The organism is Streptomyces xantholiticus (assembly GCF_014651015.1).
Taxonomy (GTDB): Bacteria; Actinomycetota; Actinomycetes; order Streptomycetales; family Streptomycetaceae; genus Streptomyces; species Streptomyces xantholiticus.
Genome location: NZ_BMWB01000051.1, coordinates 1 through 11,234, shown reverse-complemented (window position 1 = coordinate 11,234; position 11,234 = coordinate 1). Strand labels below are relative to the sequence as shown.

8 protein-coding genes are annotated in these 11,234 nt (G+C 70.3%); 4 read left to right on the top strand and 4 right to left on the bottom strand.

Translation table 11 applies throughout. The annotated features are described in order from the left end of the window. Positions 1-154: 154 nt before the first annotated feature. On the bottom strand, positions 155-1,204 hold the full coding sequence (locus IE198_RS34310) for a polyprenyl synthetase family protein (protein WP_229834843.1): 1,050 nt from the start codon (positions 1,202-1,204) through the stop codon (positions 155-157). 241 nt (positions 1,205-1,445) lie between these two features. Here IE198_RS34310 and IE198_RS34305 point away from each other — a divergent pair, with 241 nt between their 5' ends. The 4 genes from IE198_RS34305 (at position 1,446) to IE198_RS34290 (ending at position 7,081) form a co-directional block, all read left to right on the top strand. After that, positions 1,446-2,147, top strand: a complete 702-nt coding sequence (locus IE198_RS34305; RefSeq protein ID WP_229834841.1) for a hypothetical protein — start codon at positions 1,446-1,448, stop codon at positions 2,145-2,147. Positions 2,148-2,260: 113 nt separating this feature from the next. Beyond that, positions 2,261-4,435 (top strand): MMPL family transporter, encoded by a 2,175-nt coding sequence (locus IE198_RS34300; protein WP_189893929.1) that lies wholly within the window; start codon positions 2,261-2,263, stop codon positions 4,433-4,435. 145 nt (positions 4,436-4,580) lie between these two features. Beyond that, the gene (locus tag IE198_RS34295) at positions 4,581-5,126 is read left to right on the top strand and encodes a hypothetical protein (protein WP_189893927.1); all 546 of its coding nucleotides are present in this window, start codon (positions 4,581-4,583) and stop codon (positions 5,124-5,126) included. Next, entirely contained in the window at positions 5,123-7,081 is a 1,959-nt protein-coding gene (locus IE198_RS34290) for an ABC1 kinase family protein (RefSeq protein WP_189893925.1), read from the top strand. Before IE198_RS34295 ends, IE198_RS34290 begins: the two co-directional genes overlap by 4 nt. A gap of 96 nt (positions 7,082-7,177) precedes the next feature. Here the strand turns inward: IE198_RS34290 and IE198_RS34285 are convergent, their stop codons facing one another. From IE198_RS34285 to IE198_RS34275, 3 genes are all read right to left on the bottom strand, one after another. Further along, positions 7,178-7,972 carry an ABC transporter permease gene (locus IE198_RS34285; RefSeq protein ID WP_189893923.1) on the bottom strand — a complete coding sequence of 265 codons (795 nt, stop codon included), beginning with the start codon at positions 7,970-7,972 and terminating at the stop codon, positions 7,178-7,180. Next, positions 7,969-9,006 carry an ATP-binding cassette domain-containing protein gene (locus IE198_RS34280; RefSeq protein WP_189893921.1) on the bottom strand — a complete coding sequence of 346 codons (1,038 nt, stop codon included), beginning with the start codon at positions 9,004-9,006 and terminating at the stop codon, positions 7,969-7,971. Before IE198_RS34280 ends, IE198_RS34285 begins: the two co-directional genes overlap by 4 nt. 51 nt (positions 9,007-9,057) lie before the next feature. After that, a partial coding sequence (locus IE198_RS34275; RefSeq protein WP_189893919.1) for an amino acid adenylation domain-containing protein occupies positions 9,058-11,234 on the bottom strand: 2,177 nt, incomplete at its 5' end.

The following is an 11,234-nucleotide window of genomic DNA, read 5'->3' as shown; positions in this document are numbered from 1 at the left end:
GTCCAACAGCAGCGCGATCCGCTCCCGGGCCGTCAGCTTCCCCTTCGCATGCTGCGCCCCGGTCGCCCGCGGCCCACCGTCGAGGACCTCGCCCCGGATCCGCGCGAGTTCACCGACCCGCTCGTGCATCGTCATGACCAACTCCTTCGTCGGTTCAGGCGGTCCGGTGGGCCACGAAATCGCAGAGCCCGGCGAGCGCGCGGCGGGCCGGGAGGTCCGGCAGCACGTCGAGAGCCGTGCGCGCCCGGTCCAGCCGCTCGTGCATCAGCGCGTCCGCCTCGGCGGTCGCCGGTGAACGGCCGAAGAGCTCCAGGGCGCGACGGTGGGTGGCGGGGTCGGAGGTGGGGCCGGTCTCGAGCAGGGCGCGCAGCTCACGGTCGCCGGCGTCCTCACCGGAGCGGGCCAGCAGTACGGGCAGGCTCGGAACCCCGGCGAGCAGGTCCTTGCCCTGCTCCTTGCCGGTGACTTCGGCGGGCGAGGCGAGGTCCAGCAGATCGTCGGCGATCTGGAACGCGACACCGAGTTGCTCGCCGTACTCGGTGAGGGCAGCGACGTACGAGGCGGGCGCGGCGGCCTGGACGGCGCCGATCCCCAGCGACATGGACAGCAGCGCGGCCGTCTTTCCCGCCGTCACCTGGAAGTAGTGCGCCACGGGGTCCTCGCCGGGTGCGGGGCCGGTCAGTTCACGCAGCTGCCCGGACACCAGCCGGCCGGCGGTCTGCGCGTTCAGGTGCACGGCTTCGGCCCCGAGGCCGGCTGCCAGCTGGGCGGCCCGTGCGAGCAGCCAGTCGCCGCTGAGCACGGCGGCCCGCTCGCCCCAGCGCGCATGCACGCTGGGGACGCCGTGGCGGGTGTCTGCCCGGTCCATCACGTCGTCGTGGTGGAGCGAGGAGATGTGGACCAGTTCGACGATGACGGCCGCCTGGGTGACACCGTCCCGCCACGGTTCGCCGAACTCGGCCCCGAGCAGCACCAGCAGCGGCCTCAGCCGCTTCCCGCCGGCGGCGGCAAGATGTCCGGTGAGGGCGGCGATGCGCGGATCCGGAGCGCTGTTCGCGCAGTCCTGGAGGCACTTCTCCGCTTCGTCGAGCGCGTCGGCCATACGGAGCTGGAACTCGGGTTCGTCGACGGCGAGCCGGCCGACGAGTCCGGCGGGGCGTTCCCGCACGGATATCGGGGCCTCGAACATGTGATGAACGCCCACGAGGAAACCCCTCTGTCGCACCGACGGAACGCTTATCCGAATATCGACCACCACTTTCCGTCGCGGCCGCCCGCCGGACAACGGCGCTGTCATGAAAGTGCCAGGAGTGCGGATACCCTTCGACGACAACGGGGGTTGTCAGCTTCATGCCAACCTTTTTTCTCACGATTCGGATACCGGGCGGCACGGATACGCTCCCCTGGCTGAAACGTGAGGAAAGGCAAGGGAATTGCGCAATCGAATGACACTCGCCGCCACGGTCGCGGCCGGTCTGTTCTCCCTGACGGCTGTCCCGGCGTCCGCCGCGCCGACGGACGGCGCCCCGGCGGGCCCCCGGGACGCGCAGGCGTGCAAGGACGTGAAACTGACCGGATCGCTGGCCGTGCCGCCCGTCGGCATGGCCGTGCGGCAGCAGGTCACCATCGGCCCCGACTGCAAGCCGCTGCTCGGCCCGGCTCGGCTGGTCCCGAAGTCCGGCGCCGAGGGCGCGGCGGCCGTCGCCGACAGCGCGGCCGCCGGCACCACGAGCGGTGCTGTCGCCTCAGGTACCCGGCAGGTCAGGAGCCGGTCCGAGATGTACGACTGCTGCAACATCCGGATGACCGGCCTCTACACGACGTCCAGTTGGGCCGCCGACGGCACCGCGGTGACCTCCGTGTCCACGGACGCCACCCAGGAATGGAACCGCGAACCGTGGAACGCGGGCTGGTCGCTGAAGTCGTCCGGCAAGAGCGCCGACTGTCTCACCGACTGCACGGTCTCCAACAACGATGCTCACGCCGAATTCTCCTACCAGGGCATCTTCGACCCCTCCGGCGCCTGGTACGCGAACTCGCACCACTCCTACGTGACGTTGAAGGCGGACGGCACCGCGTCCTGCCGCTTCGAGGTCGAGCTGAAGCACAGCTTCATAGGCTGGAACTGGCAGCGCGGCTGCGAGTGATCCGGTCGGCGGTGTGACGGCATGTTGCTGCCAGATACCGCGGCTGCGGCGAGTGTCCGGCTTGCCGGGAGCCCACAATCGTGTGGCCCTGGCAAGCCCCTCGAAGGAGCACCATGTTCGGAAGGATCGGGCGGTCCGCCGTCAGACACCCCTGGTTGACCATCCTCGCGTGGCTCATCGCCGCGATCGCGGCGGCCTCGCTGGCCCCACCGCTGCAGCCCGTCAGCGACCAGGCCGAGTTCCTTCCGTCCCACTACGAGTCGGTGCGGGCGGGCGAGGTCCAGGAGCGGGCCTTCCCCCAGCAGGAACAGCCCGCCTCCATCGCGGTGTTCCGCCGCTCGGACAAGGGCGCGCTGACCGACGCCGACAAGGCCGATGTGGCCGAGGTCGCCGCGGCGCTGCAGAAGGCCGGGCTGAAGAAGATCAAGAAGGTGGAGACCGGCCCGCAGGCCGTCTCCCCCAAGGGTGAGATCGCGCTGGCGAACATCGTCGCCACCACGAAGAACCCGTACGACGCCGAGCTGATCGAGTCGGTGAAGGAACTGCGCGAGAAGGCGAAGCCGCTGCTCGAGGACACGTCGCTGCAAATGGGCGTGACGGGCTCCGCGGCGACCGCGCTGGACACCCAGGAGTCTTCGGGCGACACCGACGCCATGATCATGATGGCGACGCTGCTGCTGATCGTGGTGCTGCTGGCGGTGATCTTCCGCAGCCCGCTGATCGCGATCCTGCCGGTGCTGATCATCGGGCTGGTCTTCGGCGTGGCGGTCGGACTGATCTCGGGCGCGGCCGAGCTGGGCGGACTGCAGGCCGACGCCACGATCAGCTCGATCCTCATCGTGGTGCTGTTCGGCGTCGGCACCGATTACATCCTCTTCCTGCTCTTCCGCTACCGGGAGTTCCTGCGGGAGGGCCGTCCTCCGAAGGAGGCCATGGGCGAGGCCGTGGCCCGCGTCGGGGAGACCATCGCCTCGGCGGCGGGCGCGGTGATCATCGCCTTCCTGGCGCTGACGCTGTCCAGTCTCGGCATGCTGCGGGCCATGGGCCCGGCGCTGGCGATCGCCGTGGCCGTGACGCTCGTCGCGGCGCTGACGCTGGTACCGGCGGTCTTCTCACTGCTCGGGACCAAGGCGTTCTGGCCGTCGAAGGCCTGGCGCAAGCAGCCCGGGCACGGCCTCGCCCACCGGGTCGGAGCGCTGACCGCTCGCCGTCCCGGCGGTGTCGCCGCCGTGTCCGGCGGGCTGCTCGCGGTGCTCGCCGTCGGCGTCTTCAGCTTCACCCCTCAGTTCGACAGCAGCGGCTCACTGCCCAAGGACCTGGAGTCGGTCCGGGCGATGGAGGACCTGCAGCGCGGCTTCTCGGCGGGCCAGACCGACCCGACCTGGGTGCTCGTCGAGGCGAAGGACGGCGGCCGGCTCGACCGGGCCGGGATCGACGCGTACGGGAAGAAGCTCCGCGAGGCCGGACTCGGGCAGGTCACCCCCGCCACGCTCGGCCCGCGGGGCGACGTCGCCCAGTTCGGTGTGGTGCTGAAGCAGAAGCCGGCCAGTGAAGAGGCCATCGACCTCGTCTCCGGCACCCTGCGGGACGCTGCCCACGAGGCGGCCCCGGACGGCACGCGTGTCCTCGTCGGCGGCACGTCGGCGGTTCTCGCCGACATCCAGCACGCCACCAACCGCGACTACTCGCTGGTGTTCCCGGTCGCGGGCGTCGCCATCATGATCATCCTGGGCCTGCTGCTGCGCAGCGCCGTCGCGCCCTGGTATCTGATGCTCTCCGTCGGCCTCGGTTTCGGCGCGACCCTCGGCTCCACGGTGTGGCTGTTCCAGAACATCAAGGGCGAGGAGGGGCTGCTCTTCACCCTGCCGGTGATCGTGTACCTCTTCGTCGTCGCGATCGGCACCGACTACAACATCCTCATGGTGGCCCGGCTGCGGGAGGAGATCCGGGGCGGCAGCAGCCCGGCGGACGCCGTGCGGCGCGCCATCACCCACTCCGCCTCCACGATCGGCGCGGCGGCGGTCATCCTCGCCGGCACCTTCGGCGTGCTGCTGCTGGCCGAGAACACGATGCTCCAGCAGATGGGCTTCGCGGTCGCGTTCGGCATTCTGCTGACCGCCTTCGTGATGGCGCTGCTGCTGGTTCCGGCGGTGACCACACTGCTCGGCGGCCGGGCCTGGTGGCCGGGCGGCCGCAGCAGCGTGGCGCCGGCGCACGACGGGCCGGCCGGCGGCGCGGACTCCGGGTCACCGGACACGGCCGACTCCGACACCCACGCCCGAATCTGACGGTGCGGCCGGCCACCAGGCCGGCCGCCCGCACGACCGCTCGACCGGCTTCCGCCCGACACACCCAGTCATCCGTCAACGGCCCCGGGTGTGCCGGGCTTCGGCCGGTTGTACCGCATACGAGATGATGGGCAGTCTTACGCTCATGACCACAGAAACCAGCAGCGCCACCGGTCAGCCGCCGAGCATCACCACACCTCCGCCGCCCCGTTGGGCCCGCTGGGCCGCTCACGCCGTACCCCTGGTCGCCCTCCCGTCGTCGCTGTGGCGCCTCGCGATGGCCGCGGGGCTGCCGGTCGGCTACAGCGACGAGGTGCTGCGCACGGACTACGACATCCCGGGCGCCGGCTATCTGATCCTTCCGCTGATCACGGTTGCTCAGGAGGCGGCCGCCCTGCTCACCCTCGGACTGGTCGGCAACTGGGGCCTCGTCGCACCCCGCTGGATCCCCTTCATCGGCGGCAGACCGGTCCGTCCGATGGCCGCGGTCGTGCCGGCGGCGCTCGGTGCCCTGATCATCACCCTGGTGACGTTCAGTCAGTGGATGCTGTGGGACACCGTCGACGAGGGCACCCTCACAGGCGCCCACCGTGCGTTCATGGGCTGGTGCTACGCACCGCTGCTGCTGTGGGGGCCGTTGCTCGCCGCGGTCACCGTCTCCTACCACCTGCGGCGCAGGCGGGAGCGATGAACACCGCGGTACTCATCCTCCTTGCCGCGCTCTCCCTCACCGTCTTCCTCACCGGCCTGGCCTCCGGCGCCCGTCGGCTGCTCGGCATCAGCATCGGCAAGGGACGCGCCGTACTCACCGCGGGGGTCGGTCTGACCGCCGGCACCCTGATCAGCCGGCCGCTGCGCGATGTGCAGCCGCTGGCGCTGATCACCCTGGAGATCGGGGTGTCTCTGCTGGTCGCCATGGCCTTCCTGGCGGTCACGGAGGTGGTGATCCCCAGCGGGACACTGCCCGGTCTGGTGCGGCTGCCGCAGGCGGTGCGCCGCCGCTTCGCCCGTACCCGCAGATACGCCCGGCTCAGCCGGATATTCGTCCGCCACGGACTCGGCCGGTTCTTCAGCGGCAAGTCACGGCGCGGACCGGGCGCGCCCGCCGAACGCGCCCTGCTCGCGCCCTCGCTGCGGCAGGCGCTGGAGGAGGCGGGGGTCACGTTCGTCAAGCTGGGCCAGGTGATGTCCACCCGGTACGACCTGATGCCCCCCGAGTTCATCGAGGAGCTGAGCAAGCTCCAGGACCAGGCCACGCCGGAGCCCTGGCCCGCCGTGAAGACGGTGCTTGCCGAGGAGCTGGGCGCGCCGCCCGAGAAGGTGTTCGCCGAGTTCGACCACAAACCGCTCGCCGCGGGCTCGATCGCCCAGGTGCACCGGGCACGGCTGCACACCGGCGAGCAGGTGGCTGTCAAGGTGCAGCGCCCCGGCGCGCGTTCCATCGTCGTCGACGACCTGGACATCCTCTACCGGTTCGCTGCCAAGGTGGAACTGCACTCCGACTGGGGCCGGAGCGTGGGGGCCATGGCCCTGGCGCAGGGCTTCGCCGTCTCGCTCCAGGAGGAACTCGACTTCCGCATCGAGGCCCGCAACACCCTGTCCGTCGGGGCCGCGATCGAGGAGTCGTCCGGCGGCGACTCCGTCATCCGGGTGCCCTCCGTCCACGAAGGACTGTGCAGCCGTCGGGTCCTGGTCACCGAGTGGATGGAGGGCATCCCGCTCAACAACGTGTCGTCCGCCCTCGACGAGCGCCGCCTCGACCGGAGTGCGTTGGCGCGCGCGATGCTGGAATGCCTGCTGGGCCAGATCATGACCAGCGGGGTGTTCCACGCCGATCCGCATCCCGGCAATCTGCTGCTGCTCGAGGACGGCCGGCTCGGCATGCTCGACTTCGGCTCGGTCGGTCGCATCGACCGCTCCCTCCGCTCCACGCTGCGCAGCATGCTCCTCGCCCTGCACCGCGGCGACCCGCCCGGCCTCTGCGACAGTCTGCTGGAACTGGTGGCGCAGCCGGAGCACATCGACGAGAGGCAACTGGAGCGGGCCCTCGGCCAGTTCCTGGCCCGCCACTTCGCACCCGGCATCAAACCGGACCGGGAGATGTTCGCGGACCTCTTCGCCATCGTCTCCCGTTACGGGATCAGTGTGCCGCCGGAGATCGCGGCCGTCTTCCGCGCCCTGGCCACCATGGAGGGCTCCCTCGACCGGCTGGTCCCCGGTTTCGACATTGTCACGGAAGCCCGTTCCTTCGCGGTCACCCAACATCTGCACAAGCTCAGGCCCGAGGTGCTCGGACGCACGCTGACCGAGGAGCTGATCAGCCTCGTGCCGATGCTGCGCCGGCTCCCCCGGCGCATCGAACGCATCGGCGGTGCGGTCGAGAGCGGCCAGCTTGCCGTAAGCGTACGGATGTTTCGCGACGCCGAGGACCGCCGGTTCGTCCGCTCCCTGGTGCACGAGGTGCTGCTGGCCTTCCTCGGCGGCGTCATCGGCCTGGTCGGCGTGCAGCTGCTGCGTACATCGGGCGGGCCGCAGATCAGCGACGGTCTGGGACTGTTCGAGCTCTTCGGCTACAACCTGCTGGTGATCAGCTGTGTGCTGGTGATGCGTGTGCTCTTCCTGATGGTCGGCGGTCAAAGACGCTGACGGCGCCCTGTCCGCGTCCCGACGAGAGCCCGGATCCCCCGCCTTGGGGGGCCGGGCTCTCGTCCGTCGTAACGCGCGTACCGGAGGCCTGGCGCCTCAGCGCTGCGCGGCCGCCTTCTGGTACGCCCTGCCGGCGAGCGGCACCACCACCAGGAGCAGTACCACCAGCACGGTCAGCGCCGTCGGAATCGGATGCTGGGCCGGGAACGCCCCTCCCGTGGCCCCCTGCTCGTTGCCGAACAGCTCCCGGCTGGCGGACACCACCGAACTCACCGGATTCCACTCCGCGATGGCGCGCAGCCAGCTCGGCAGCCCGTCCAGCGGCACGAAGGCGTTGGACAGGAACGCGAGCGGCATCATGATGACGCCGGACAGGGCGCTCACCGTCTCCACGTTGCGCAGGGTGAGCCCGATCAGCGCGCCCAGCCACGACATCGCGAAGCCCATGAGGAGCAGCAGGCCGAAGCCGGCGAGGGTCTGCAGGATGCCGTTGTGGGCCCGCCAGCCGATCAGGAAGCCGACGAGGGCCATGACCGCGCAGGTCCAGGTGACCAGCACGGCGTCCGCGACGGTGCGGCCGATGAGCACGGACGAGCGGGAGATGGGCAGCGCGCGGAAGCGGTCCACCAGACCGTTGTTCAGGTCGTTCACCACACCGACCGCGGTGGTGGTGATGTTGGCCAGCATCACCTGGGCGAAGATGCCGGCCATGATGTATTCCTTGTAGCCGCCCTGGCCCGGTACCTGCATCGCGCTGCCGAAGAGGTATCCGAAGACGATGACGAACGCGACCGGCATGACCGTGATGCCGAGCAGCTGCTCCGGCATCCGCCGGATGTGTCGCATCTGACGGCCCACAAGGGCGAATGAGTCGCTCAGTGCCTCGGTCATGCCGGTTCCTTCTCCTTCTGCTTCGAGTTGCTCACTGCGGCGACCGGTCCTTGGCCGGCCTCTTTGCCGTCGCCCGCCGTGTCGGACGCGGCGGCCCTGCCGGTCTGGCCCGTCAGCGCGAGGAACACGTCGTCGAGGGAGGAGCGGCGCACCGCGAAGTCCTCCGGCTCGATGCCAAGCGTCTCGAGCCCGGCCGCCGCGGACGCGATGGTGGCCACTCCGCCGGTGAGCGGGACGGACACGGTGCGCGTCTCGTCGTCGACGACCGGGACGGCGGGCGACACGGCGGCCAGTGTGCGGATCACCGCGGGCAGGTCGACGGCGTCGGCCACCGACACCTCGAGGCGCTCACCGCCCACCTTGCGCTTGAGCTCGTCGGGTGTGCCGTCGGCGATGACCCTGCCGTTGTCGATGACCACGATGCTGTCCGCGAGCTGGTCTGCCTCCTCCAGGTACTGGGTGGTGAGCAGCACGGTCGTGCCGCTGTCCACCTGCTCGCGGATCATCCCCCACAGGGCGAGCCGGCTCGTGAGGTCCAGCCCTGTCGTCGGCTCGTCGAGGAAGAGCACCGGCGGCCTGGCGACGAGGCTGGCGGCGAGATCGAGCCGCCGGCGCATACCGCCGGAGTAGGTCTTCGCCATCCGGTCACCGGCGTCGGTCAGCCCGAACTGCTCCAGCAGCTCGGCCGCCCGCGCCTTGGCCGCGCGGCGCCCGAGGTGCAGCAGGACTCCGATCAGCTCGATGTTCTCCCGGCCCGTCAGCCGCTCGTCCACGGCCGCGTACTGGCCGGTCAGGCCGATGTTGCGACGCACCTGGAGCGGCTGCTTCGCGAGGTCGTACCCGGCCACCGTGGCCCGGCCCTCGTCCGGTTCGAGCAGTGTGGCCAGGATCCGCACGGTCGTGGTCTTGCCCGCGCCGTTCGGGCCGAGGACCCCTAGGATCGTCCCGGCCGGGACGGAGAGATCGATACCGCTCAGCGCCTGGTGGTCGCCATAGCGCTTGCGGAGGCCTTCCGCCGTTATTGCCGTTTCCATGACGGCCCACTCCGTTTCGTTGCGTTGGTTTCGTCCGAATACGGCCGCATGTCAGCCGAGTTCGATGAGCTTCTGGTGGAGGACCCGCCCGATCTCGGCGGCGGGCTCCGGCTGCAGCAGGTGCCCGTGGTGCGCGTCCACCGGGTGGGTGCTGATGGCGCCCGCCACATGCGGCAGCCACGAGCCGACCGACTCGGCCGTCTTGCGCGCCGGGTCGTCCGTGCCGACCGTGGACACGAACAACAGCAGGTCGCCGTCGAAGCGCCGCGGCCGGTAATCGGCACTGAGCTCGTGGTTGTTGATACCGACCTGCATGAACGCCGTGATGTGGTGTTCCTCCAGGCTGCCGAGCGCGCTGTCCCGTCCACGGATGACCTCCATCACCCACTGGTGGTCGAGCGGCCCCTCCGGCAGGTCGGCCAGGTCGTGGCCGACGAAGTCGAGCAGGGTCTCCAGCACGTCCCGCTCGGTGGGGAGCGTGTAGTCGTCGCCCTCCCAGGTCTCGTCGTAAGGCGTCTGGTCGAGGTTGGCGAGGAGCGCCACCCTCTCCCCGGCTTCGGCGAGCAGGGTGGCGATCTCGTGCGCCACCAGACCGCCGAACGACCAGCCGACGAGGTGGTACGGGCCCGACGGCTGGACCGCGCGGATCTGTTCCACGTAGTCCGCCGCCATTTCCGCGACGCCGGTCGCGATCCCGCCGCGGCCCTCCAGCCCGCGGGCCTGCAGACCGTAGAGAGGGAACTCTGCCGGGATGTGCTTCAGCAGCGACGAGTAGGGCCAGGCGAGCCCGCCGGCGCCGTGCACGCAGAAGAGCGGAGGCCGCTCGCCGCCGGTGCGCAGCGGCAGCAGCACCTCGAAGCCGTCGCTGTCGGAGCCTGCCCCGAGCTTGTCCATCAGCTGGGCGACCGTGGGCGTCTCGAAGATGCCCCGGTTGCTGAGTTTGACGCCGAGGACGCTGCGGATCCGGCTCACCAGCTGGATGGAGGTGATGCTGTCGCCGCCCAGCTCGAAGAAGCTGTCGTCGACGGAGACCCTGTCCACCTTGAGCACCTCGGCGAACAGCTCGCACAGGACCTCCTCGTGCGCCGACCGCGGGCCGCGGCCGCCGACGGGGGCGTCGTGTTCGGGTGCGGGGAGGGCTTTGCGGTCGAGTTTGCCGTTGGCGGTCAGCGGGAGGGCGTCGAGGGCGACGAACGCGGAGGGCACCATGTAGTCCGGCAGAACGGCCGCGACATGCGCCCGCAGCGCCTCCGTGTCCAGGTCGGAGCCCGTGGTGGGGACGGTGTAGGCGACCAGACGCTTGATCCCCGGCTGATCCTCACGGACCACGACCGCCACCTGCGCGACCGCGGCATGAGCACCGAGCACGGTCTCGATCTCACCCAGCTCGATCCGGAACCCACGCACCTTGACCTGATCATCCGCCCGGCCCAGATACTCCAGCTCACCCTCACGCGTCCAGCGCGCCACATCCCCCGTCCGGTACATCCGCGAACCCGCCGGACCGTACGGATCGGCCACGAACCGCTCCCCGGTCAGCCCCGGCCGGCGCAGATACCCCCGCGCCAGACCCGCACCCGCGATGTACAACTCACCCGCAACACCCACAGGCACCGGCCGCAGCGCCTCGTCCAGCACATACACACGAGTGTTGGGAATGGGGGTGCCGATCGTCGGCATACCCGAACCCGCCACCAGCGGCACCGACATGGTCGCCGCGACCGTCGACTCCGTCGGACCATAGGCATTCACCATCCGCCGACCGGGAGCCCACCGGTCCACCAACTCCGCCGACGTCGCCTCACCACCCACGACCAGCGACCGGAAGAACGGATACTCCCCCGCCGGAACACTGGCCAGCGCCGCCGGCGGCACCAGAGCGTGCGACACCCGCTGCGACTCCAGCACCCCGGCCAGCACCTCACCCGCCAGCGGACCGGCAGGCGGCACCACCAAAGCGGCACCCGCCGCGAACGTCATCACCAACTCCAGCACCGACGCATCGAAACTCGGCGACGCGAACTGCAGCACACGACTGTCACCGTCAACCGCGAACCGCTCCACCTCCGCCGCCGCGAAACTCGCCAAACCCGCATGCGGAACCACCACACCCTTCGGCCGCCCCGTCGACCCCGACGTATAGATCACATACGCCGGATGGGACGGCGACACCGAAACCCGCGGACTCGACGCATCCAACGACTCGTCCAGCACCGGCAGTTCACGCA

Bases quoted from the DNA above. Each gene is read 5' to 3' on its own strand.
- IE198_RS34305 (WP_229834841.1), top strand. From the start codon at position 1,446: ATGACACTCGCCGCCACGGTCGCGGCCGGTCTGTTCTCCCTGACGGCT.
- IE198_RS34280 (WP_189893921.1), bottom strand. From the start codon at position 9,006: ATGGAAACGGCAATAACGGCGGAAGGCCTCCGCAAGCGCTATGGCGAC.
- IE198_RS34295 (WP_189893927.1), top strand. From the start codon at position 4,581: ATGACCACAGAAACCAGCAGCGCCACCGGTCAGCCGCCGAGCATCACC.
- IE198_RS34290 (WP_189893925.1), top strand. From the start codon at position 5,123: ATGAACACCGCGGTACTCATCCTCCTTGCCGCGCTCTCCCTCACCGTC.
- IE198_RS34285 (WP_189893923.1), bottom strand. From the start codon at position 7,972: ATGACCGAGGCACTGAGCGACTCATTCGCCCTTGTGGGCCGTCAGATG.
- IE198_RS34300 (WP_189893929.1), top strand. From the start codon at position 2,261: ATGTTCGGAAGGATCGGGCGGTCCGCCGTCAGACACCCCTGGTTGACC.